Origin of the sequence: Herbaspirillum sp. ST 5-3 (assembly GCF_004804275.1) — a bacterium.
Taxonomy (GTDB): domain Bacteria; phylum Pseudomonadota; class Gammaproteobacteria; order Burkholderiales; family Burkholderiaceae_D; genus Noviherbaspirillum.
The window spans coordinates 172,575-196,051 of record NZ_STGI01000011.1 but is presented as its reverse complement, the minus strand read 5'-3'; the positions used below and the strand labels follow the sequence as shown (position 1 = coordinate 196,051).

Below are 23,477 nucleotides of genomic sequence, written 5' to 3'. Positions count from 1 at the left end.
TATGTGATGGGCCACGGATCCATCGTGTTTGAAGGGACGCCGGACGACTTGCGCAAGAATGCCAACGTGCGCAAGGAATGGCTGGAAGTGTGACGGCATGGCAGTGATCGGTCCCGATGTCGTTCTCCGCAAGCCGGCCTACGTGCACGACACCGCGCATTTGTATGGCAAGGTGACGGTGGAGGAGAACGCATCGATCTGGATCAACGTCGCCGCGCGCGCCGAGCACAAGGAAATTGTGATCGGCGCATTTTCCAACATCCAGGACTTCGTGATGCTGCATATCGGCGACTCCACGCCGACCATCATCGGAAGTCATTGTTCAATCACGCATCACTGCACCATCCATGGATGCACGATCGGCGATAACTGCCTGATCGGCATCAATTCGACCATTATGGACGGCTGCGTCATTGGCGAGAACAGTATCGTTGCCGGCCACACCTTCCTCAAGGAAGGTACTGTCATTCCGCCCAACTCGATCGTGATGGGGACACCCGGCAAAGTGGTGCGTACGCAAAACAATTTCGTGCGCAACCGCCTCAACGCATTCATGTATTACAAGAATGCGCTTGCCTATGCCGCGGGTCAGTACAGGGAGTGGGCGCGCCCGGAAATTCCTGCGGAAATCATGGCGGAGATGCAGCGGCTGAATGCGCTGTCGGTCGACATTCCCGAGCCTGGCGCTACGCACACCACTTCCCGGGACTGAAGACTATCCAGTCCTGCCGCGCAGCGCACTGGCTGCCACCAGCCTTGAAATAAATTCACCGTTCGCCCTCATATCTTTATCTTGTAGCGCCTTGTTCTAGGTAGTTACACTGATTCGAATCTACGCAGTTGTGCGCTTGTGCTCGCGCCCGGCGGGCTGAATACTGCGCGGACCGCTATTTCGCAACATCCCCGATCAGAGGATGGCCGTTACGGCAATACTATTCAATGAGGAGACAAACCATGTGGCCCACGCGTCGCTGTCGTGCCTTGTTTTTCTGCGCAATCTCGTTTGCCCCGATAATCTGTTTTGCTCAGGATGCGGACAATGCGCCGCTCAGAATAGGCGTATCCGGTCCATTCTCCGGCGGTTCCAGCCCGATGGGCGTGAGCATGCGCAACGGCATCGATCTTGCTGTCGAAGAGATCAATAACATCGGCGGCATCAACGGTCGGAAAGTCGAACTGATCGAACGCGACGATGAGGCGAATAATGACATCGGCGCGAAAATTGCCGAGGAGTTCACGCAAAAGAAGGTCGTTGCCGCGATCGGTATCGTGAATACGGGCGTCGGCCTTGCTTCGATCGACGTCTATCAGAAGGCGCGGATTCCCTTGCTGATTGCGGTGTCGACCGGCACCTCTCTCACGAAAAAGTATGCACCGCCGGCAGCCACGGAAAACTATATCTTCCGGATTTCCCCGACGCTCGATCTGGAAGCGAAGGTGGTAGTGGCCGATCTCAAACGCAAGGGACTGGGCAAGGTTTCGGTACTGGCCGACACCACCGCGTATGGTGATGCCGGCCTGAAGGCCTTCCAGGAGCAGGCCAAGCTGGCGGACGTTGAGGTAAGCTCCGTGGAGCGTTTCAAGATCGGTGAGCAGGACATGGGCGCGCAGGTCAGGCATGCCAAGGGCAGTGGTGCGCATGCCCTTGTGGTATGGGGAATCGGTCCGGAACTGGCGGTGATCGCGCGCAACAAGGAATCGCTGGGCTGGAAGGTTCCGATGCTGGGCAGCTGGACCTTTTCGATGCGGAATTTCATCGAGCAATCCGGCAAGGCGGGCGAGGGCGCCCTGATGCCGCAAACCTTCATCCAGGATCTCGGTTCCAGCAGCAAGAACAGTTTTCTGCTGGCCTACAAGCGGACCTTCAAGACCGGTCTGATTGCGTCGCCAATGAGCGCCGCCCAAGGTTATGACGGCATGCACCTGCTGTATCTCGCGCTGCGCCAGGCCAATTCGACCGACGGAACCCGGATCAAGGAGGCACTGGAAAATCTCAAGAGCCGGTATCAGGGCGTCATTACCAGCTACAGCCATCCCTTCTCGAAGGAAGACCACGATGCAATCACGCAAAACATGTTGCTGATGGGTGTGGTGTCGGCAGGGCGGGTGGATTACGCCTATGCTGACGACCAGAAACGCGGCGCGCTACTGCGCCTGAAAGCGCAATAAAGAGCATTGCAGACAAGCTATCCGGCACGTTCCAAGGCGTGCCGGATTTTTTTGCGTAAAAATAATACGATCGTTCTATTTTGGGGTATAGTAAGGCACTCGAACAATTCAAAACCCGCTTCAGCGTCCCTACACATCTAATTTAAAAGGAAGAGATATGACTGCCGAATACAAGGTTAACGGCGCGGTAGCCGTCATTACGCTCAACAATCCGCCCGTCAACGGGCTGGGCCACGCCACGCGCAGCGCGATCGTCGAAGGCATGAAGAAGGCGCTGAGCGACAACGCCGTCAAGGCAGTCGTGATCACCGGTGCCGGCAAGGCATTCTCCGGTGGCGCGGACATCAAGGAATTCAATTCGCCCAAGGCATCGGCCGAGCCGTCGCTGCATACTGTGATCAACGTCATCGAGACGTCCAGCAAGCCGGTAGTCGCAGCGATCCATAGCGTCGCAATGGGCGGCGGCCTTGAGCTGGCGCTCGGCTGCCATTACCGCGTTGCTGCGCCGGGCGCGCAGATCGCCCTGCCGGAAGTCAAGCTGGGCATTCTCCCGGGCGCCGGCGGCACGCAACGCCTGCCGCGCGTGGTGGGGCTCGAAATGGCGCTCAACATGATCGTTTCCGGCACCCCGGTCCCGTCCGAAAAGCTGGCGAAGACCGCACTGTTCAACCAGTTGGCCGAAGGCGACCTGATGGAAGCCGCCGTGGCGTTCGCCAACAAGGTTGCCGATGTGCGCCCGCTTCCGAAGGTCCGCGACATCAAGATCGACTACCCGAATTACGAAGGCTTCCTGCAATTCTCCCGCAACACCGTCAAAGCCATGGCAGGCCCGTTCCCGGCGCCGCTCAAGTGCGTCGAGGCTGTTGCCGCCGCAGTGACGATGAAGTTTGACGATGGCATCAAGTTCGAGCGCGACCTGTTCGTGGAACTGGTACAGACCACCGAATCGAAGGCACTGCGCCACGCATTCTTCGGCGAGCGCGCAGCCACCAAGGTGCCGGACGTTCCGGAAGATACGCCGACGCGCCCCATCAAGTCGGCTGCCGTGATCGGCGCAGGCACCATGGGCGGCGGCATTGCGATGAACTTCGCCAATGCAGGCATCCCGGTCACCATCCTGGAAATGAAGCAGGAAGCGCTCGACAAGGGTCTGGCGACGATTCGCAAGAACTACGAAAACACGATGAAGAAGGGCAAGCTCACGCCCGAGAAGTTCGAGCAGCGCGTCGGCCTGATCAAGGGCACGCTCTCGTACGAAGAGATCGGCCAGGCCGACATCGTGATCGAAGCCGTGTTCGAAGACATCGGCGTCAAGGAGCAGGTGTTCAAGAAGCTGGATGAAGTGATGAAGCAGGGCGCGATCCTGGCATCCAATACGTCGACGCTGGACGTCGACAAGATCGCCAGCTTCACCAAGCGTCCGCAGGACGTGATCGGCCTGCACTTCTTCAGCCCGGCCAACGTGATGAAACTGCTGGAAATCGTGCGCGGCGCGAAGACTGGCAAGGACGTGCTGGCGACTTCGCTGCAACTGTCGAAGAAGATCAAGAAGACCGGCGTTGTCTCCGGCGTGTGCGACGGCTTCATCGGCAACCGCATGATCGAGCAGTACAGCCGCCAGGCCGGCTTCCTGCTGGAAGAAGGCTGCCTGCCCGAGCAGGTGGACAAGGCGATCGAGAAATTCGGTTTTGCAATGGGCCCGTTCCGCATGGGCGACCTGGCCGGCAACGATATCGGCTGGTATATCCGCAAGCGCCGTTACATCGAGAAGCCGGAAGTCACCTATTCGAAGACTGCCGACCTGTTGTGCGAAATGGGGCGCTTCGGCCAGAAGACCGGCGCCGGCTGGTACGACTACAAGCCCGGCGATCGCAAGCCCTATCCTTCGCAAGTGGTGAATGACATGATCATCAAGCACTCGGCCGATCTCGGCATCGAGCGCCGCAAGATCAGCGATCAGGAAATCGTCGAGCGTCTGGTGTATGCGCTGGTGAACGAAGGCGCGAACATTCTGGAGGAAGGCATTGCGATGCGCGCTTCCGACATCGACATGGTGTACCTGACCGGCTACGGCTTCCCGCTGTTCCGCGGCGGCCCCATGTTCTACGCCGACACCGTCGGCTTGCAGAACGTGATGATGTCGATTGAGAAATATGCCAAGGGCCATCAAGGCGTCGCCTGGAAACCGGCTCAGCTGCTGGCAAAACTCGCAGCCGAAGGCAAGACTTTCAACTGATCGCGTTTCTGCTCTCCCGAAAAGCCCGGTGGAATTCCTCCGGGCTTTTTTGTTTTCGGCGCGTGTTCTCAGTTCCCGCGCAGAATTCTTTCCGCTTCTGCTTGCTGAAGACGAATTGTCAAACAGATCTGGTCAAATGCCCCGCGATTGCTAACATGAATACAGGCCGTTTTACGGTGCCGGATTCGGAACAGCAAGGAGGAGGTGCGCACCATGGAAAGTCCGGTCCCTGCCAGAATTCTGGTCGTCGATGATGAAGAACATGAGCGCAAACTGCTGGAAGACCTTGCCAGGGAAGAAGGCTATCTGACCCTCAGCGCCACCAATGGCAAAGAGGCGCTGGCGCTGGCGGTGACCGAGCAGCCCAACCTGATCCTGCTGGACCTGGTGATGCCCGACATGGATGGCTTCGAAGTCACGCGCTGGTTGAAACACAATCCCGCAACCCGTGCGATCCCCGTCATCCTGGCAACTGCCCTGGAGGATGTCGCCGCGCATGAACGCATGTTGAGCTGCGGCGCGGATGAATTCATCAACAAGCCGGTGGACCGGTGGGAATTGTCGCTGCGTATCAGCAAGCTTCTGAAATCCTATCGCAGCGCCGCTGCCAGCGTCGCGTGAACGCAGAAGCCGTGCAGATGATGGCGTGCTGATCAGCGCCCGTGATCTACCGCAAACCGCCAGACAGCGCGGTGCATAGACTGAACAGTCAATCGCGGGGCGGAGATGATCACTGCAATTCCACGCTTAAAGACGCGTTCGTCTGGCAAGCCGGCAGGGAAGCGGCGCGCCCGCTTCTGGCTGCTCCTGTTGCTGCTGGTGCCCGCCATTGCTGCTGCGTGGGGAAACTGGCCAGGCAAGCTGAGCAAGCTTACCGAGGTGACTTCCTTCGGCCAGAATCCGGGCAAGCTGCGCATGTTCAAATATCTGCCGCAACAGCTCGGCGCATCCCGTCCGCTGGTCGTGGCGCTGCATGGTTGTACCCAGAAGGCTGACGCGTATGACGACGAAACCGGCTGGATCAAGTTTGCGGACAAGTACCGCTTCGCGTTGCTGCTGCCGCAGGAAGAGGTGCATCAGGCCAAGTGCTTCCGATGGTTCGATGCGGCACATATCCAGCGTGATCAGGGCGAGGCGATGTCGATCAGGCAAATGGTCGAGAAAATGAAAACCGACCATCAGGTGGATACGCAGCGCATCTATATCACCGGCCTGTCCGCCGGCGGTGGCATGACTGCGGTAATGCTGGCGGTGTATCCGGAAGTATTTGCCGGGGGCGCGATCATTGCAGGCATACCGTACAAATGTGCGACGAGCGAATCCGAAGCGCAGCAAAAGTGCGGCCTGTTCGGACAGGCGCTGGCACCAGAGAAGGATTTGACGCCGGTGCAATGGGGCGGCCTGGTGCGCGCCGCGACGAATCATGCAGGACCATTTCCTCGCGTGTCCATCTGGCACGGCAGCAGCGACACCACCGTGCAACCCAAGGACGCCGTCGAACTGATGGAGCAGTGGACCAATGTGCATGGCTTGAACCAGACGCCTGTGGTGGATGAGACGATCAACGGCCATGCGCACAAGGTGTACAAGGACCAGAACGGCAATGCGATGGTCGAAACTTTTCTGATCAACGGTATGGGACATGGCACGCCTGTCGATCCGGGCAATGGCGACGCGCAATGCGGCAAGACCGCGCCATTCATTCTTGCCTCCGGCATCTGTTCCAGTTTCCATATCGTTCGTTTCTGGGGGCTGGACCGGCCATGAGCCGTGACTCAAGGAGACCGACATGCGACACGCACCTTCATCACACACTGCTGACCTCGGTTCATACGTCTGGCGCGGCGGCAAAAAAATCGAGCTGGAAAAGGAGACGGATCGCTTTACGGTGATTCCGTCCAGCCCGCAACAGCTGGAGAAGCTGCGCACGGCGCCGGGGGTGCATGAAATCAATCCATTGACCAACGAAGTATTCAAGGTCGAAACCACCATGACCGAGCGCGATTCCGCGATGGACGCGGTGCGGTCCGAGGCGTTCAAGAGCATCGCACACCATGCTTATCGGCCAAAGGATTCCGAGGGCACGGTCTATTACCTGACCGACCGCATCATCGTCAGCTTTGCGGCGAATGCCACCCATGAACAAGTGGACAAGCTGCTGGAGAAATACGGGCTGCGAGTGTTGAAGGAATATGGCGGTCAACAGCACACCTTTTTGCTGCAAGTGACTACCGAAGCGGGAGAGAACCCGATCAAGCTCGCCAACCGCCTGGCCGAGGAAAAGATCGTGACGTCCGCCGAGCCGAACATGGTGAACCGCTTCATGCCGGCCTTCATTCCCTCGGACGGACTGTTTCCGCGCCAATGGCATTTGAATGCAAGCAATGGCGTCCAGCTCGTCGCCGAGGCGTCCGTGCATGCGCCGGAAGCCTGGGATGTCACGCGCGGCGAGCGCAGCATCGTGGTGGCCCTGATCGACGATGGATTCGATCTTTCCCATCCGGATTTCGATGGTGCGGGCAAGATCGTTTCGCCGAAGGATTATGTGGATGGCGATGCCAATCCTTTCCCGGAAGCAGAACACGACGACTATCACGGAACACCGTGCGCGGGCGTCGCTATCGCGGAAAGCAATGGACGCGGCGTGGTCGGCGTCGCGCACGGTTGCGCATTCATGCCGGTCCGTTTTCCTCTTGCGGCGGATGACGACTTGCTGATCGAGATCTTCAACGAGGTGGGACAGAAGGCCGATGTCATCTCCTGCAGCTGGGGACCGCCGCCGGTTTTCGCGCCGCTTGCAAGCGCGGTGGACAATGCCCTGACGCAATTGGCCATGCATGGCGGTCCGCGCGGGAAGGGCTGCGTGATCTGCTTTGCCGCGGCCAATTTCGATGCGCCGGTCAAGGATCTGAGCAATGCCGGCGGCTTTCTGTGGCTGGATTATGGATCGGGGGCCTTGCGGCGTACCACCGGGCCGATCCTGAACGGCTTTGCGGCACATCCGAAGGTGGTTGCGGTGGCGGCGTCGACCAGCATGAACAGGCACGCCGCCTACAGCAACTGGGGCCGGGAAATCAGTGTGTGCGCTCCGAGCAATAACTTCCATCCGCGCGATACCCGCAAGTTCGTGCCGGGACGCGGCATCTGGACCACCGACAACGAAGCTTTCGGCTCGGGCTTTACCGCGCATAGCCGTTTCACCGGGCGCTTTGGCGGCACGTCCAGCGCCACGCCTCTGGTGGCGGGTGTCGCGGCGCTGGTGCTGTCCGCCAACTCCCGTCTCAGCGCGGATGAAGTCAAGGATATCTTGCAATCGACCGCGGACAAGATCGCCGATACCGACTCCGACATTGTGCTTGGCGGAAATCGGGGCCAATACGATGGCAATGGGCATTGCGACTGGTTCGGGCACGGCAAGGTGAACGCCGCCAAGGCAGTGGTGGAGGCGCGCAAGCGCGGGACGTCATAGTGATGCTGCTGAGAATGAGGTTTCCCTGGCTCTTCGCCATGGAATGCAACATGAACGACAACGATGAACATCTGGAGTACAAGGGCTACACGATATTTCCCATACCGATGGTTGGAAACGGAGATGTCTGGTACGGCGGCTACGAAATCGCGAAACGCGGCATCACGGTCAGGGTGCGCAGGAAGATCTTTCCCGGGTTTTTCCATTTCGTCGCTGCCCGCACCGACAGCATTGAACACGCAAAGCTGGAGATTGATCAAATCACATCATGATGGCCCGCAATGCCCATGATGGCAGTGTGACATTTATCCGGAAGGAGGGTACGATGATGAGCAATATGGCATTGCATTCGTGGTGGGTGTTTGCGCTGCGAGGCATTGTTGCCCTTGCGTTCGGTCTGCTCGCGTTGATGATGCCCGGCGTGACCCTGCTGAGCCTGGTTGCCTTGTTCGCAGCCTATGCTTTGCTTGCCGGCGTGGTCTCCCTGGTCGGCGCGGTGCAGAACCGGAAGCACGATGAGGACTGGTGGCTGCCACTGCTGTTCGGGTTGGCCAGCATCGGCGCCGCCGTAATCGCCGTGATGCACCCGACCCTGACTGCGCTGATCTTCGTCCTGGTCATTGGCGCAAATGCCCTGGTCGGCGGCATACTCGATATCGCCACTGCGATTCGCCTGCGCAAGGTGATTCGCGGCGAGTGGATGCTGGTCTTGAGCGGAATTGCTTCAATCGTTTTCGGCGCGCTTGTGTTTCTTTTTCCCGGTGCCGGCGCGCTGGCGCTGATCTGGTGGATCAGCCTTTATGCCGTGGTCACCGGTGTGCTGCTGTTGGCGCTTTCGATCCGCTTGCGGACGAGAAGCACAGGCACGCAGGGTGACAGAAGGGTGATGCCGGACCGTCGCATATCGGCTGCGCATCCATAAGGAGCCAGTGTCGTCTTGGCCCATGCTTGACTTCAAAGGGAGGTTGCCATGAAATCCGTTGCACACATTCTGCAGGAAAAACCCCAGAAGACCGTTTTCACGATTTCGCCGGATGCGAGCGTGCTTGATGCGGTCAAGCAGATGGCCGAACGCGCGGTCGGCGCCTTGCTGGTGATGGAGGGCGAGAAACTCGTGGGCGTGATCAGCGAGCGCGACTATGCGCGCAAGGTCGTGCTCATGGGGCGATCGTCCGACAAGACGCCGATACGCGCGATCATGAGTTCTCCGGTAATGTACGTGCGCCCGGAACAGACCAATGAAGAATGCATGGCGCTGATGACGGAAAACCGGCTGCGCCATCTTCCTGTGATGGCTGACGGCAAGCTGGTCGGCCTGGTTTCCATCGGTGACCTGGTCAAGGACATCATCTCCGAGCAGAAATTCATCATCGAGCAGCTGGAGCACTATATTCGCGGCGAGCGCTGAAGACGCATCACCAGTAGTTTTCCGTCACGAACTGTCCTGGCAAGGCACGGCGGACCGGCCGCATGCCGCGCTGATGCAAGAGCTTCCGCATGTCTTCGATCATGTCCGGGTTGCCGCACATCATGACGCGCGAAGATTCGACACTGAGCGTAAGTCCGGCCGCCTTTTCCAGCTCGCCGTTTTCGAGCAGCGTCGTGATGCGCCCGTTCAGATGCGACGGGCTGTTTGTCGTTTGCGTCTCGCGCGTGGCGGACCGGACAACAAGCAACTGCGCACCGCCGGGTGCCGGCGGATGACGGCGCAGATTTTCCAATTCGTCCTGATACGAAAATTCATTTTCCTGGCGTACGCAATGCACCAGGATGAGCCTGCGGAATTTTTGCCAGACGTAAGTATCGCGCAGCATCGAGATGAAGGGGCCGACGCCGGTGCCGGTGGCCAGCATCCATAGCTCGTCGCCGTCCGTAAATCGGTCCGGCGTCATGAAACCGTAGCTCTGCTTTTCAATCAGCAACTCACCGCCAGGCTTGAGTTCTTTCAACTGCGTCGTGAACAGCCCGTTGGGGACCAGGATGCCGTAGAACTCAAGAAACTCCTGGCTTGGCGCCGATGTCATCGAATACGCCCGCCAGATGATGCCGTGGGCGTCCTGCAAGCCGATAGAGGGTCGGCCGGGATTCGCGTCAAATTTGTTGAAATTCAGCGCATCCCTTTGAATTCAATAAGAAATTTCTGCATAAATTTGAAACCAGAGTTGAATAACTCCCGCGGCCTAATTTCCAGCGCTGATGCGATAATGGCTATCTCGTTTTAAGGATATGCCTTTTCCGCGCCAAACTATGCGGCCAATGGAGCGATAACCATGCCGTTCACACCCTTTCATTTCGGCCCCGGTGCGGCGTTACACTCTGCTGCGCCGAAACGTATTAGCTTTCTCGCGTTCTGCTCTGCCAATGTCCTCATCGACGTCGAGCCACTGTATTACCTTCTTTCCGATCAATATCCGGTTCACCGCTTCTTCCATACGTATATTGGAGCAACGCTCGTCGGGATCGGCGCATTCGTACTGTTTGCCGTTGCCCGCGCGGCAGCTGCTCGAATACGTTTGCCGAACCCGTTCCGATGGCAACAGCTGCGCCTCCAGGCCGTTGCCGTCGGGGCGGGCCTGGGGGTCTATTCCCACGTTTTCCTGGATAGCTTCATGCATCCGGATATCAAGCCGCTTGCTCCATTCAGCGATGCCAATCCCTTATGGAAAGCAATCCCGGTCGATGTACTGTACTGGTTTTGCGTTACGGCGGGCGCCATCGGCCTGGTGGTGATTGTCCTCAGAAGGGGCGCCACCGGTGCTGACGACGTCCACCACCACTGACGGCGCACTCGCTTCCGCTACCGTCACCTCCATCCTTGATTCGCCCTGACTTTCACGCGTGAAAGGCCAACGCCGGTAGCAGTATCCGCCCCAAGGCCGCTGCACTGGCTGGCGCGAACCGAACGATTCGTCGAATACGGGCGACGACCGCATGCGCGCATTCACGGCACGCCGATCTGGTGAGCTTTCCGATGCGGCGGCTGAACAGGTGAATGATTTCATCCATGCACCAGCATATACGCCGCCAAGACTGCCAGCAGTAAGGCGACGTACTTTTGGAACCGCTCGCGCGGAATCCGTTCGACGATGCGCTTTGTCAGCCACGTGCCGAGCACCATGGCGATTCCCATGAGGCCGGCCAGGAACCAGAACTGCCGGTCCAGCGCCAGATAGCGGCCGTACACCAGCATTTTGACGCCGTGCATCGCCAGTGCGGTTGTGGCTTCACTGGCGACATAAGCGACTGGCGGCAAGCCGAGCGCCAGGAAGACCGCCGCCCCGAGTGGTCCGGCACTGCCGACCAGGCCGGACAGACAGCCCACCACTCCGCCGCCCACGCCGAGCCATGCCGGGCCGGCTCGCAGTCGCACGAGATTGAACATTTTGAGTGCCAAGAACAGCAGGATCGCGGCGCCAATGCAGCGGGTAACGATTGTTTTGGGAAACGCTAGGAACGATTGCGCACCAAGGATGCTGAAAGGGATCGCCCCGAGCAAAAACCACGCTACCGGCCTCCAGCGAATCTGCGTGAACCCAAGTGCCGCACGCGATAGATTGCCGATCAACTGCGCGATGGTCAGCAGCGGCACGGCGTCAGTGACGCCGACCGTCTTCACCAGCAGCGGCAACAAGAGCAGCGCGCCACCGAAGCCCGCAGAGCCGGAGACGGCGGCAGCGCCCAACGCCGCCAGAAAGAGGAGTGCCGCGTTCAACATAGGTCAGCCTGGCGGAGCCGCATGCGGACCTTGCTCGGTGGCGCGTAGCCGCTGTTCCAGCGTTGCTCGCTCTTGCCTCCAGGAGAGTCTTTCTTCGGCCAACTGGTCGGCGCGCTCCTCGACGCGCCGCACGCGTTCGGCAAGCAGGCTGGCTTCGCGTTCTTGGGCGGCCAGTGCGATCCGCACATCGGTCAATTCCCTTTGGGCGGCGGCCAGCTGGACAACCAAGTCATCCCGCGCGGCGACTGTCGCGTCCAGTCGTTCTGCCATGCGATCGCGCGCCGTGCGAACAGTCGCCAATTCTTCTTGCGCATCGCGCGCCGCTTGCTGCGCATCCCCCAGGTCGGAACGGAGATGCGCAATGCCGGCCTCCTGCTGGCTGAGTGTCGCCTGCTGCGTGGCGATATGCCGATTGGCGCGTGTCAGCTCCTGTTCAAGGCGCGCAATGCGTTGCTCGTAGCCTTGGCGTTCTGCCGCACGCTGGGCGGCGGTCGCATCCTGAAAATGCTCGAACTGGGCGCGCGCCTGGTTGAGCTGGTGATCGAGTGTCGCGACGTCAGCGGCGCGGTCGGCCAGGCGTTGCTGTAGGCCGGCGTTTTCCGCCTGCACGGTGGCGAGTGTCACGCTCTGGACCTGATGGCTTGCCTGTAGCTGCGCCAGCGCTTCCCGGCTGCGCGCCAATTCCTCGGTTGAGGCTTTCTGCGCGACGATTACCGCGTCGCGCTCGGTGCGCGTCTGCAGCTCGCGCTCGGCCGCGGCGCGCAACGTTTCCGCATGCAGCTGTTTTGCCTGTTCGAGCTGCTGTGCGAACTCGGCTTGCATGTGCTGGTGCAGCCCCTGGACGGCGGCCAGGAGCGACGGTGGCAAGCCGGCTTCAGCTTGCGCCAGTTCACTTTGATGTTCGGTCTTCCAGCGTTTCAGCAGAGGGGCAATCGTGCTTTTGCTGCCGGTGCCCCCCAAGGCCTCGCGCACGCTGTCGACGGTCGGATTCTTGCCGCCCTCGACCAACTGCGCCGCCGGGGTAATTGTACTTTCCGTGCAATTTGACACGGTTAGAGAATATTATTCCTTCAAAATCAATAATATATAGAGATGCCTGTTTCCTGTGACCTTATCCTTTTCGCGCAATTTGACACGGTTTGATCGTACGCCACTCAAAAACCATGGGGTGCACCAGGGCGCATGCCAGGATAAAGCGGAAAATCACACATACGCAGAAAAGTAATAAAGCTCCTTTTCTTTATGGGGTCGTTTCAGAAAACGGAAAATAAAGCACGCTAAGGATCAGCTAATAAGCAAAAAGGAGTCTCAGTCCCTCTTGCTCCGTGCTACAGATGCAATTTGCCGAGCCTATGGCAAGGATGGATCAATTCTGTATGTCTTCGAGCAGAGCACCGCCCGCATCAGGCGAGACTCAGGCGCAGTGCCAGCGCAGCCAGGGTCGCCGCGAGTACGGGGACGGTTAGCACAATGCCCACCTTGAAGTAATACCCCCAAGTGATCGTCATTCCCTTGCGCGCCAGTACATGCAGCCAGAGCAGCGTCGCTAGCGAGCCAATAGGGGTGATCTTCGGCCCTAAGTCACTGCCGATCACGTTGGCATAGATCATTGCCTCTTTCACCACGCCGGTTGCACTTGTGGCATCAATGGAAAGTGCGCCCACCAGTACCGTAGGCATGTTGTTCATGGCCGAAGACAGCAGCGCAGTGAGGAAGCCTGTTCCAAACGTGGCTCCCCATACGCCGCCTTGTGCGAAGTAATCCAGCAGCCTTGCGATGTGCTCGGTCAGGCCTTGGTTACGCAACCCATAGACCACGAGATACATTCCCAGCGAGAAGACGACAATTTGCCAAGGCGCTTCACGGATCACTTTGCGAGTGCTGATGACATGCCCTCGCGCAGCGACTGCGAGCAACAGCAAGGCCCCTGCGCCAGCCACTGCGCTAACCGGCACGCCTAGCGGCTCAAGGCCGAAGAATCCGACCAACAGCAGGACAAGAACCACCCAGCCGAAACGGAACGTTGCCGCATCGCGAATGGCCTCATTCGGCTGTTTCAACTGATTCACGTCGTAGTGTGCGGGGATACTGCGGCGAAAATAGATTGAGAGTACGACCAGAGAAGCAATGATGGCGACAATATTCACCGGAACCATCACCGCAGCGTAGTCATTGAACCCGATTTTGAAAAAGTCGGCAGAGACGATGTTGACCAGGTTGGATACGACGAGCGGCAGGCTGGCGGCATCTGCGATGAAACCCGCTGCCATGACGAACGCGAGCGTGGCCGCCGGACTGAACCCCAGTGCCAACAGCATGGCCATGACGATTGGCGTGAGAATCAGTGCTGCGCCGTCGTTGGCAAAAAGCGCGGCGACGGCCGCACCTAGCAGGATGATCAGTGCAAACAACATGCGCCCTTTCCCGCCTCCCCAGCGTGCGACGTGCAAGGCTGCCCATTCGAAAAATCCGGCCTCATCGAGCAACAGGCTAATGATGATGATGGCAATGAACGCGGCTGTGGCGTTCCAGACGATCTGCCAGACGACAGGAATATCACCTAAGTGAACGACACCGGACAGTAGCGCCACGACAGCGCCAAGCGTCGCACTCCAGCCAATGCCCAGCCCGCGCGGCTGCCAGATCACCAGCACGATAGTGGCAAGAAAAATCAGTAGGGCAGCAAGCATGTCAAGTCTCTTTTTTCAGCGGGTTATCGAGTTCTTTAAGAAGGTTCAGGAGGTCAATCCGGGAGATGACGCCGATCACTTTCCCATCTTCCACTACGGGAAGGGACGTAAAGTGATGATCCACCATCAACCGGACTGCCACGGAGGGATGCATGGCAGGCGCGACGGTGTGCACTTCCGTGGTCATTACCTCTGCGGCAGTACGCCCCTCGGCCTTGCGCGCTGTGCGCCCCTTTGGGCCAAGGAAGGAAACCCAGAAATTTTCCTTCCAGACCGATTCGCGGGGTTCAAGCCGTTCGTCCGCTCCCCGGTGGATCAAGTCCTCCGCAGTCACGACGCCGAGCAGACGGCCAACGCCGTCGACCACCGGGACGCCGTTGATGCGATGGGCAAGCAGCAGCTTGGCGATGTCCTCAACCGGCGTTTCAGGTTGAACGGTCACCGGATCGGGCGTCATGAAATTTCGGATCAACATGGTCGATCTCCTATGCTTGGGGATGGATGAGCGCACGCAGGCGTTCTGCTCCAATCGGTTCTTCTTTCAGAAGCGGGACAACGGCGTAACGGTCCGCGTGCTCATTGGCCACGGCGTTAATCTCGCGCAGTTCGTTGGCGGCCCGCTGGCGCAGCAAGGGGGAAGTGGTCGAGGCTGCCGCCACGCTGGTATTGATGACCCAGGCCCACGGCTCGATGCCGGCGCGGCGCAAGTCGGCCTGGAGATTGGCGGCTTCTAGCACCGGCGTCGTCTCCGCCAACGTGACAATCAGCACCTTGGTTTGCTTCGGGTCCTGCAACTGCATCATCGGCGTGGTGAAGTGCATGCCGGTGTTACCCATCTGACGCGCGATCTCGCGGTGATAGGCACCGGTCGCATCGAGCAGGAGCAAGGTATGCCCGGTCGGCGCGGTATCCATCACGACGAATTTCTTGCCCGCCTCCCGAATGATGCGCGAGAACGCCTGGAAGACGGCGATTTCTTCCGTGCAGGGTGAGCGCAGATCTTCTTCGAGCAATGCGCGGCCTTCGGCGTCGAGTTCGGCACCCTTGGTTTCCAGCACATGCTGGCGATAGCGCTCGGTCTCGGCATGCGGATCGATCCGGCTCACCGTGAGGTTGTCGAGCTTTGCTGCCAGGGTTTCGGTCAAATGGGCAGCAGGGTCGGAAGTCGTCAGATGGACCGGCAGGCCGCGATGGGCCAGCTCCACGGCGATAGCCGCTGCCAGCGTCGTCTTGCCCACGCCGCCTTTGCCCATCAGCATGAGCAGCCCGTGTCCATCTGCCGCGATGCCATCGACGAGGTCGGCCACGCCGGGCTCATCCAGTTCAATGGGGGCATCGGCTGCGACATGCGCCTCTGGCGGCAGGTCGGTCAGCAATTGCCGGAGGGCGTCGAGGCCGACGAGATTGAAGGGCTTGAGCTGGACAAGGTCGCGCGGAAGCGCAATCAACACGGCAGGAATGTTCTTGAGCGCCGCTTGTTCGCGTTCGTGGATTGCCGCGGCCAGCGGATCGTTGTCGGCTTCGACGGCGGGCAGGATGCCGTTGATGACGAGATGCTGCTGGTTGAGGCCGATGGCGGCCAGTTCTTCATGAGTACGCGCCACCTCGCGCAGGGTCGCCTGCTGGGCGCGCGCGACCAGCACGAGACGGGTTTGCAGCGGATCGGCCAAGGCTTCAACCGCCGCCTTGTACTGGGTGCGCTGTTTTTCCAATCCGGCCAGCGGGCCGAGACACGAGGCGTCGCCCTTGCCCGCTTCCAGAAAGCCAGACCAGGCGCCAGGCAGTTGCAACAGGCGAATGGTATGACCGGTGGGCGCGGTGTCGAAAATGATGTGCTGGAAATCGGCGGTGAGCGCGGCGTTGGTCAATAGTGCGGTGAACTCGTCGAATGCGGCGATTTCCGTGGTGCATGCGCCCGACAACGATTCTTCGATGCCCTTCACCACGTCGTCGGGAAGCACACCGCGAACCGGGCCGACCAGGCGTTCCCGATAGGCATGGGCTGCGGCTTCCGGATCGATTTCAAGCGCCGAAAGACGTGGAACGGCAGGAATCGGCGTCATGCGATTGCCGATCGTGACGCCGAAGACCTGCCCGACGTTGGACGCCGGGTCGGTACTGACCAGAAGGACATTCTTCCCAGCTTCGGCGAGTTGAATGGCGGTGGCACAGGCTATCGAGGTCTTGCCGACGCCGCCCTTGCCCGTGAAAAAGAGATAGCGCGGTGGATGTTGAAGGAATTTCATGATTACTTTTCTCCGTATTGTTCAGCAGCAGCCACGACTGGAACAGCAACCCGTTGCCGGCTTCGCGGCGTCCGTCGGTTGATCGATACCTATCCAAAGAGCCAATTCGGCCCGCTTCGGGTAGCGTCCCGCGAGGGCCACTTCGCCATCGATCAGGATCAGGGGCAACGCATCCTGCCCCGAGCGTTGCAAGAACGCTCTTACGGTTGCGTTGTCCGCAAATGCCTGAGGCTGCTGCGCCAGATTGAAGCGCTCGATTTGCGCGCCGTTCTGCTTCGCCCAATTAACATCGGCAGCAAAATTGACGAGGGCTTGGTCAACATCCACCCCACACACCCCCGTGCTACAGCACAACGACGGGTCAAAGACTTCGATCTTCTTCATTTAAAACCTCCATCAAGTATTGAAATGTATGTCAAATAAAAACTACTCTGAAAGTGTTCCGATCCGATCCAGTTCCACCTTCAACTGTGCTCGGTCATGCTCAATCTGCGCCAGGGGTAGCGCGATGAACGCTTCAATGCGATGACGCAAAATCCGGTAAGCGTTCGTGAAGGCGACTTCGATTTCCTCGTCGCTTCCCGTCGCATGAGCGGGGTCGTCAACGCCCCAATGCGCCCGTACTACTTGGCCAAGGTAAGCCGGACAGGTTTCTCCTGCGGCGTTCGAGCAGACAGTGATGACCACATCCGGGACCAGCGGCAAGTTCTCCCACGACTTGCTGCGCAGTCCATCTGTGGCGATGCCTTCACGCGCCAGGAGCGCCAGAGAGCGCGGGTGAACAGTCCCGGTTGGTTGACTGCCCGCACTCATCGCTTTCCAACCCGTTGGAGCCAGGTGGTTGAAAGTTGCCTCGGCCAGGATGGAACGGCAGGAGTTACCGGTGCAAAGAAAAAGAATATTCATAGTCGCTTTCGTTGGGGGTGGGTGACAGTGGCGGCAATAGTTCCTCGACACATTTCGAGGCAGCACGCATTTCAACGCATTGCGCGGGGCTGCCCGAACAGCACTCTTCGGTGAGGTACGCGATCAAATCCAGCATCAACGGGATGTCCGCGCGGTAGCGCTGGAAGCGGCCCTCCTGCTCAACTGTCACCAAGCGAGCTTGTGACAACGCCTTCAGGTGAAAGGAGAGGTTGGCCGGAGGCACGTCCAGCGCGCTGGCGATTTCGCCCGCTACCATGCCTTCCGGCCCCTTCTTGACTAGCAGTCTGAACACATCCAGACGCAGCCCCGATGAGAGGGATTCAAAAATTGATGTTGCGGTTTGCTTTTCCATATTAAGATATTACAACAACTATTTAAATGAAGTCAACTGAAGTGTGGTGCGTCCGGCTAGGCTATACCCTATCCTGATGTCAGGAGAAACCACCCAGCAGCGTCAGAATAGAGTTAACTTTTTTGTTTCTTGACACCTGCGGCGAAAGGTCATAGATTTCTTCCTGACATTTTCGCATTTGGAGGCACCTTGCAGGGTCAACGCATCGGCTATGTCCGGGTCAGCAGCTTCGACCAGAACCCGGAACGGCAACTGGAGCATGTCGAAGTCGGCAGGGTGTTCACCGACAAGGCGTCGGGCAAGGACACCCAGCGGCCTGAACTCGATTCGCTGCTGGCCTTCGTGCGCGAAGGCGACACCGTGGTGGTGCACAGCATGGATCGGCTGGCGCGCAACCTCGATGATTTGCGCCGCCTTGTGCAAAAGCTGACCAAACGCGGCGTGCGCATCGAGTTCGTCAAGGAGAGTCTGACCTTCACCGGCGAGGATTCGCCGATGGCGAACCTGATGCTGTCTGTCATGGGGGCGTTCGCCGAATTCGAGCGCGCCTTGATCCGCGAGCGGCAGCGCGAAGGCATCGCGCTCGCCAAGCAGCGCGGAGCCTACCGGGGCCGTAAGAAAGCACTGTCGCCCGAACAGGTCGCCGAACTGCGGAAGCGGGCCGCAGCCGGCGAGCAAAAAGCGAAGCTGGCACGTGAATTCGGTGTCAGCCGGGAGACCCTGTATCAATACTTGAGATTGGATCAATAGCCATGCCTCGTCGTTCCATACTGTCCGCCGCCGAGCGGGAAAGCATGCTGGCGTTGCCGGACACCAAGGACGATCTGATTCGACATTACACATTCAGCGATACCGACCTTGCCATCATCCGGCAGCGGCGCGGGCCTGCCAACCGGCTGGGCTTCGCCGTGCAGCTTTGCTACCTGCGCTTTCCCGGCATCATCCTTGGCGTCGATCAGCCGCCGTTCCCGCCCTTACTGAAACTTGTCGCCAACCAACTCAAGGTCGGCATCGAAAGCTGGGACGAATACGGGCAGCGAGAGCAGACCCGGCGCGAGCACCTGGTCGAGCTGCAAACCGCGTTCGGCTTCCAGCCCTTCACAATGGGCCACTACCGGCAGGCTGTGCATACGCTGACCGAGCTGGCCATGCAGACCGACAAGGGCATCGTGCTGGCCGATGCCTTGATCGAACATCTGCGGCGGCAGTCCATCATTCTGCCCGCGCTCAACGCCATCGAGCGGGCGAGCGCCGAAGCGATCACCCGCGCCAACCGTCGCATCTACGAAGCCCTGTCCGAACCGTTGTCGAACGGACACCGGCATCGTCTCGACGATTTGCTGAAACGCCGCGACAACGGCAAGACGACTTGGCTGGCCTGGCTGCGTCAGTCGCCCGCCAAACCGAATTCGCGCCACATGCTTGAACACATTGAGCGCCTGAAAGCCTGGCAGGCGCTCGACCTGCCTACCGGCATCGAGCGGCTGGTGCATCAGAATCGGCTGCTCAAGATCGCCCGCGAAGGCGGCCAGATGACGCCTGCCGACTTGGCCAAGTTCGAGCCGCAGCGCCGCTACGCCACCCTGGTGGCGCTGACCATCGAAGGCATGGCCACCGTCACCGACGAAATCATCGACCTGCACGACCGCATCCTGGGCAAGCTGTTCAACGCCGCCAAGAACAAGCATCAGCAGCAGTTCCAAGCATCTGGCAAGGCCATCAACGCCAAGGTGCGCCTGTATGGGCGCATTGGCCAGGCGCTGATCGACGCCAAGCAGTCGGGCCGCGACCCGTTCGCCGCCATTGAGGCAGTCATGTCCTGGGATGCTTTCGCCGAGAGCGTCACCGAGGCACAGAAGCTCGCTCAACCGGATGATTTCGATTTCCTACACCGTATCGGCGAGAGCTACGCCACATTGCGTCGCTACGCGCCGGAATTTCTCGATGTGCTCAAGCTGCGGGCCGCACCCGCCGCCAAGAACGTGCTCGATGCCATCGAGGTGCTGCGCGGCATGAACACCGACAACGCCCGCAAGGTGCCCGTCGATGCCCCGACCGACTTCATCAAACCGCGTTGGCAGAAGCTGGTCATGACCGATGCCGGCATCGACCGGCGTTATTACGAGTTGTGCGCACTGTCGGAACTGAAGAACGCGCTGCGCTCCGGCGACATCTGGGTGCAAGGCTCACGCCAGTTCAAAGACTTCGAGGATTACCTGGTGCCGCCCGCGAAATTCGCCAGTCTCAAGCAGGCCAGCGAATTGCCGCTGGCCGTGGCCACCGACTGCGACCAGTACCTGCATGACCGGCTGACGCTGCTGGAAACGCAGCTCGCCACCGTCAACCGCATGGCGCTGGCCAACGACCTACCGGACGCCATCATCACGGAGTCGGGCCTGAAGATCACGCCGCTGGATGCCGCGGTGCCCGACACCGCGCAGGCGCTGATCGACCAGACAGCCATGATCCTGCCACACGTCAAGATCACCGAACTGCTGCTCGAAGTCGATGAGTGGACGGACTTCACCCGCCATTTCACGCACCTGAAATCGGGCGACCTGGCCAAGGACAAAAACCTGCTGTTGACCACCATCCTAGCCGACGCGATCAACCTGGGCCTGACCAAGATGGCCGAGTCCTGCCCAGGCACGACCTACGCCAAGCTCGCTTGGCTGCAAGCCTGGCATACCCGCGACGAAACCTATTCGACAGCGCTGGCTGAATTGGTGAACGCCCAATTCCGGCATCCCTTCGCCGAACACTGGGGCGACGGCACCACGTCATCGTCGGACGGCCAGAACTTCCGAACCGGGAGCAAGGCCGAAAGTACCGGCCACATCAACCCGAAATATGGCAACAGCCCTGGACGAACCTTCTACACCCATATATCCGACCAGTACGCGCCGTTCCACACCAAGGTGGTCAACGTAGGCGTGCGCGACTCGACCTATGTGCTCGACGGCCTGCTGTACCACGAGTCCGACCTGCGTATCGAGGAGCACTACACCGACACGGCGGGTTTCACCGATCACGTCTTTGCCCTCATGCATCTGCTGGGCTTCCGCTTTGCGCCGCGCATCCGCGACCTGGGTGATACCAAGCTGTTCATCCCCAAGGGCGAAGCCAGTTACGACGCGCTCAAACCGATGATTAGCAGCGACAAGCTGAACATCAAGGCTATTCGTGCCCACTGGGACGAAATCCTGCGGCTGGCCACCTCAATCAAGCAGGGCACGGTGACGGCCTCGCTGATGCTCAGGAAGCTCAGCAGTTACCCGCGTCAGAACGGTCTGGCCGTGGCCCTGCGCGAGCTGGGCCGCATCGAGCGCACGCTGTTCATCCTCGACTGGCTGCAAAGCGTGGAACTGCGCCGCCGCGTGCATGCCGGGCTGAACAAGGGCGAAGCGCGCAACGCGCTGGCCAGGGCAGTGTTCTTCAACCGGCTGGGCGAAATCCGCGACCGCAGCTTCGAGCAGCAGCGCTACCGGGCCAGCGGCCTCAATCTGGTGACAGCGGCCGTCGTGCTGTGGAACACGGTCTATCTGGAACGGGCGGCGCAGGCGCTGCGTGGCAACGGCCATGCTGTCGATGAAGGGCTGTTGCAGTACCTGTCGCCGCTTGGCTGGGAACACATCAACCTGACCGGCGATTACCTGTGGCGCAGCAGCGCCAAGATCGGTGCGGGCAAGTTCAGGCCGTTACGACCGCTGCAACCGGCTTAGCGTGCTTTATTTTCCGTTTTCTGAGGCGACCCCTTTATAACCTATGCGATTCGTGCAGCCGCTGTATCACATGATGAGTCGGCCCCGATCGCCGAACATGTCCCGGAAGTAGAACAAGCAGCGCAAGTTGGCTATTTTTGCCCCTCCCCCAAAAATGTAAAAATAGCCTGAATTCCTGCTGAAGGCGTTTCGCCTTTCCCTATTTTTCGTTTCCCGGCAATACGTTTTCCGAAGAATTTTTACCTTTTTGGGGCACGAGGGTTGGCCGGAATTACGGTTTTTTTTGCAAAAATGGTCTTAACCCATTTGAACTGAATGGAAAAAACGCGAGGCGGCGCTTGCGGCTAAATGCTTTCCAACTTCCAAATTTCTTGCCTTCTTAAACAGGCCGATGCCCAAGCGCGATCACCGCGGCTCCCATCAGCGCCAACCCAACCCCGATGTAGTCATTCCACGTCGGCGTAACACCATCGACTAGCCACAACCAGCCTAATGCTGCGGCAATGTAGATGGCACCGTACGTCGCTTATACTCGCCCGCTTGCTGACGGATGCAAGGTAAGCAGCCAAACGAAGATCACCAGGCTGATCGCCGCCGGTATCAGGAGCCAGGCAGACCCTTTTCCTGTGAGCCAGAGCAGCGGCAAATAGCAGCCCACCAGTTCGGCGATTGCGGTGGCTACGAACAAACCGAACGTGCGCAGTAAAGCAGTCAATTCCATCGTCATGCTCGCTCCAGTTCGCTGCCGGCCATATCGGGAATCAGGAGTCTACAGTAGGAGGAACAATGCAGCGACAATGGTCGGTAATATGGCGCCCGCCAAAAGGCTTCCGATACCGATCGAGCCATCATTGATTCCACTCGTGTCCACTGCCCTCCCTATTCCTGGAGCGCCACCGACTTGATCTGCACCCAGAGTTCCCGCCCCACCTGCACCGACAACGCGGCAGCGGCGCGTTTCGTCAACCGCGCAAGCAGTTGTACTTCTCCTACCTGGACGCGCACCAGCGCCAGTCCCGGATGCTCGTCGTCGCCGATGGCGTCGACGCGGCCGCGCAGCACGTTCTGGATACTGCTGTGCCCCGGCTGATCGGCCAGGCTCACGTCCCGCGCCAGGACCCGTACTCGAACCCGGTGCCCGACCGCCAAGCCGCGGTCTCTCGCCCATAGGCTGCCGCCGGCGAAATCCACGCGCATCAGGTGCCATGCCCCGTCGATGGCTCCCACGGTCGCATCGAGCACCGGTCCGATGTCCTCGCCAAGCCGGATCGGCAGGTCGAGGCCGGCCAGCACGCTTGCCAGAGGTCCGTTGGCAACCACGCGCCCGCCTTCCATCGCCACCAGATGATCCGCCAGCCGCACCACTTCGTCCGGTGAATGGCTGACATAGAGCACCGGGATGTCCAGGTCGTCATGCAGCCGTTCCAGATACGGCAGGATTTCCTGCTTGCGCTTCAGGTCCAGTGCCGCCAAGGGCTCGTCCATCAGCAACAGCCTTGGATTGACGGCGAGCGCCCGAGCGATGCCGACGCGCTGGCGCTCGCCGCCGGAAAGCCGCTCCGGTTGGCGGTCGAGCAGATGGCCGATGCCGAACAGATCGATCGCCTGCTCCAATCGGGCTGGGCTGGGATGTGCAATGCGCCGCAAGCCGTAGCGCAGGTTGCCCATTACCGTCAGATGCGGAAACAGGCTCGGCTCCTGAAAGACATAGCCGATCGGTCGTTGATGGGGCGGCACCCAGCGCCCGGTGTCTTGCCAGACTTCGCCTTGCATGGCGAGCCGGCCGGTTGAAGCGCGCTCCAGGCCCGCAATGCAGCGTAGCAGCGTGGTTTTGCCCGAGCCGGACGGCCCAAACAGGGCGGTGACCCCGCGCGCTGGCAGATTGAGGTCGACATCGAGCGCAAAGCCTGGCCAGTCGAGCCGAAAGCGTGCCGCAATCCCTGTCGTCACG

The 23,477-nt window shown here is 59.8% G+C and carries 22 protein-coding genes and 2 pseudogenes; 13 read left to right on the top strand and 11 right to left on the bottom strand.

Going from position 1 to position 23,477, the window contains the following annotated elements:
- From E6W33_RS27615 to E6W33_RS20050, 10 genes and pseudogenes are all read left to right on the top strand, one after another.
- Positions 1-93: pseudogene (locus E6W33_RS27615) on the top strand (ABC transporter ATP-binding protein); the annotation flags it as partial.
- A gap of 4 nt (positions 94-97) precedes the next feature.
- Complete coding sequence (locus E6W33_RS20090; protein WP_136419099.1) at positions 98-712, top strand: gamma carbonic anhydrase family protein; 615 nt, start codon at positions 98-100, stop codon at positions 710-712.
- A 242-nt stretch (positions 713-954) separates the two neighbouring features.
- The gene (locus E6W33_RS20085; protein WP_168798700.1) at positions 955-2,169 is read left to right on the top strand and encodes an ABC transporter substrate-binding protein; all 1,215 of its coding nucleotides are present in this window, start codon (positions 955-957) and stop codon (positions 2,167-2,169) included.
- Between the two features lie 157 nt (positions 2,170-2,326).
- On the top strand, positions 2,327-4,405 hold the full coding sequence (locus tag E6W33_RS20080; RefSeq protein ID WP_136419097.1) for a 3-hydroxyacyl-CoA dehydrogenase NAD-binding domain-containing protein: 2,079 nt from the start codon (positions 2,327-2,329) through the stop codon (positions 4,403-4,405).
- A gap of 213 nt (positions 4,406-4,618) precedes the next feature.
- Positions 4,619-5,026 carry a response regulator gene (locus E6W33_RS20075; protein WP_136419096.1) on the top strand — a complete coding sequence of 136 codons (408 nt, stop codon included), beginning with the start codon at positions 4,619-4,621 and terminating at the stop codon, positions 5,024-5,026.
- Positions 5,027-5,131: 105 nt separating this feature from the next.
- Positions 5,132-6,172, top strand: coding sequence for a PHB depolymerase family esterase (locus E6W33_RS20070; RefSeq protein WP_136419095.1), 1,041 nt, complete (start codon positions 5,132-5,134; stop codon positions 6,170-6,172).
- A 22-nt stretch (positions 6,173-6,194) separates the two neighbouring features.
- Positions 6,195-7,874, top strand: coding sequence for a S8 family serine peptidase (locus tag E6W33_RS20065; protein WP_136419094.1), 1,680 nt, complete (start codon positions 6,195-6,197; stop codon positions 7,872-7,874).
- 50 nt (positions 7,875-7,924) lie between these two features.
- On the top strand, positions 7,925-8,146 hold the full coding sequence (locus E6W33_RS20060) for a hypothetical protein (RefSeq protein ID WP_136419093.1): 222 nt from the start codon (positions 7,925-7,927) through the stop codon (positions 8,144-8,146).
- A gap of 53 nt (positions 8,147-8,199) precedes the next feature.
- Entirely contained in the window at positions 8,200-8,796 is a 597-nt protein-coding gene (locus E6W33_RS20055; protein ID WP_247869715.1) for an HdeD family acid-resistance protein, read from the top strand.
- Between the two features lie 48 nt (positions 8,797-8,844).
- Complete coding sequence (locus E6W33_RS20050) at positions 8,845-9,282, top strand: CBS domain-containing protein (protein ID WP_136419092.1); 438 nt, start codon at positions 8,845-8,847, stop codon at positions 9,280-9,282.
- A 7-nt stretch (positions 9,283-9,289) separates the two neighbouring features.
- Here the strand turns inward: E6W33_RS20050 and E6W33_RS20045 are convergent, their stop codons facing one another.
- Complete coding sequence (locus tag E6W33_RS20045; protein ID WP_136419091.1) at positions 9,290-9,898, bottom strand: ferredoxin--NADP reductase; 609 nt, start codon at positions 9,896-9,898, stop codon at positions 9,290-9,292.
- A gap of 246 nt (positions 9,899-10,144) precedes the next feature.
- Between E6W33_RS20045 and E6W33_RS20040 the strand changes: the two genes are divergently transcribed.
- On the top strand, positions 10,145-10,654 hold the full coding sequence (locus E6W33_RS20040; protein ID WP_136419090.1) for a metal-dependent hydrolase: 510 nt from the start codon (positions 10,145-10,147) through the stop codon (positions 10,652-10,654).
- Between the two features lie 218 nt (positions 10,655-10,872).
- Here E6W33_RS20040 and E6W33_RS20035 read toward each other — a convergent pair whose 3' ends face one another.
- The 8 genes from E6W33_RS20035 to E6W33_RS20000 form a co-directional block, all read right to left on the bottom strand.
- Complete coding sequence (locus E6W33_RS20035) at positions 10,873-11,589, bottom strand: sulfite exporter TauE/SafE family protein (RefSeq protein ID WP_136419089.1); 717 nt, start codon at positions 11,587-11,589, stop codon at positions 10,873-10,875.
- Positions 11,590-11,592: 3 nt separating this feature from the next.
- Positions 11,593-12,639: a DNA-binding protein gene (locus E6W33_RS20030; RefSeq protein ID WP_136419088.1), complete on the bottom strand. Its 1,047-nt coding sequence runs from the start codon at positions 12,637-12,639 to the stop codon at positions 11,593-11,595.
- Between the two features lie 353 nt (positions 12,640-12,992).
- Positions 12,993-14,279, bottom strand: coding sequence for an arsenic transporter (locus E6W33_RS20025; protein WP_024160710.1), 1,287 nt, complete (start codon positions 14,277-14,279; stop codon positions 12,993-12,995).
- A gap of 1 nt (position 14,280) precedes the next feature.
- Positions 14,281-14,754 (bottom strand): CBS domain-containing protein, encoded by a 474-nt coding sequence (locus E6W33_RS20020; protein ID WP_024160709.1) that lies wholly within the window; start codon positions 14,752-14,754, stop codon positions 14,281-14,283.
- A 10-nt stretch (positions 14,755-14,764) separates the two neighbouring features.
- A complete protein-coding gene (gene arsA, locus E6W33_RS20015; protein WP_168798699.1) occupies positions 14,765-16,525 on the bottom strand; it encodes an arsenical pump-driving ATPase in 1,761 nt (586 codons plus the stop codon).
- 21 nt (positions 16,526-16,546) lie between these two features.
- Positions 16,547-16,909 (bottom strand): arsenite efflux transporter metallochaperone ArsD, encoded by a 363-nt coding sequence (gene arsD, locus E6W33_RS20010; protein ID WP_136419087.1) that lies wholly within the window; start codon positions 16,907-16,909, stop codon positions 16,547-16,549.
- A 42-nt stretch (positions 16,910-16,951) separates the two neighbouring features.
- Positions 16,952-17,431, bottom strand: coding sequence for an arsenate reductase ArsC (locus tag E6W33_RS20005; RefSeq protein WP_136419086.1), 480 nt, complete (start codon positions 17,429-17,431; stop codon positions 16,952-16,954).
- Positions 17,403-17,804 carry a metalloregulator ArsR/SmtB family transcription factor gene (locus E6W33_RS20000; RefSeq protein WP_136419085.1) on the bottom strand — a complete coding sequence of 134 codons (402 nt, stop codon included), beginning with the start codon at positions 17,802-17,804 and terminating at the stop codon, positions 17,403-17,405. The genes E6W33_RS20005 and E6W33_RS20000 overlap by 29 nt, the downstream gene beginning before the upstream one ends.
- Positions 17,805-17,993: 189 nt before the next feature.
- Here E6W33_RS20000 and E6W33_RS19995 point away from each other — a divergent pair, with 189 nt between their 5' ends.
- Together E6W33_RS19995 and E6W33_RS19990 are read left to right on the top strand one after the other, a co-directional pair.
- Positions 17,994-18,554: a recombinase family protein gene (locus E6W33_RS19995; protein ID WP_074921911.1), complete on the top strand. Its 561-nt coding sequence runs from the start codon at positions 17,994-17,996 to the stop codon at positions 18,552-18,554.
- Between the two features lie 2 nt (positions 18,555-18,556).
- Positions 18,557-21,526 carry a Tn3 family transposase gene (locus E6W33_RS19990; protein WP_104670336.1) on the top strand — a complete coding sequence of 990 codons (2,970 nt, stop codon included), beginning with the start codon at positions 18,557-18,559 and terminating at the stop codon, positions 21,524-21,526.
- Positions 21,527-21,905: 379 nt separating this feature from the next.
- Here the strand turns inward: E6W33_RS19990 and E6W33_RS19985 are convergent.
- Positions 21,906-22,247 (bottom strand): annotated as a pseudogene (locus E6W33_RS19985) (YnfA family protein).
- Between the two features lie 158 nt (positions 22,248-22,405).
- Positions 22,406-23,476 carry a molybdenum ABC transporter ATP-binding protein gene (modC, locus tag E6W33_RS19980; protein WP_211097392.1) on the bottom strand — a complete coding sequence of 357 codons (1,071 nt, stop codon included), beginning with the start codon at positions 23,474-23,476 and terminating at the stop codon, positions 22,406-22,408.
- Position 23,477 lies beyond the last annotated feature (1 nt).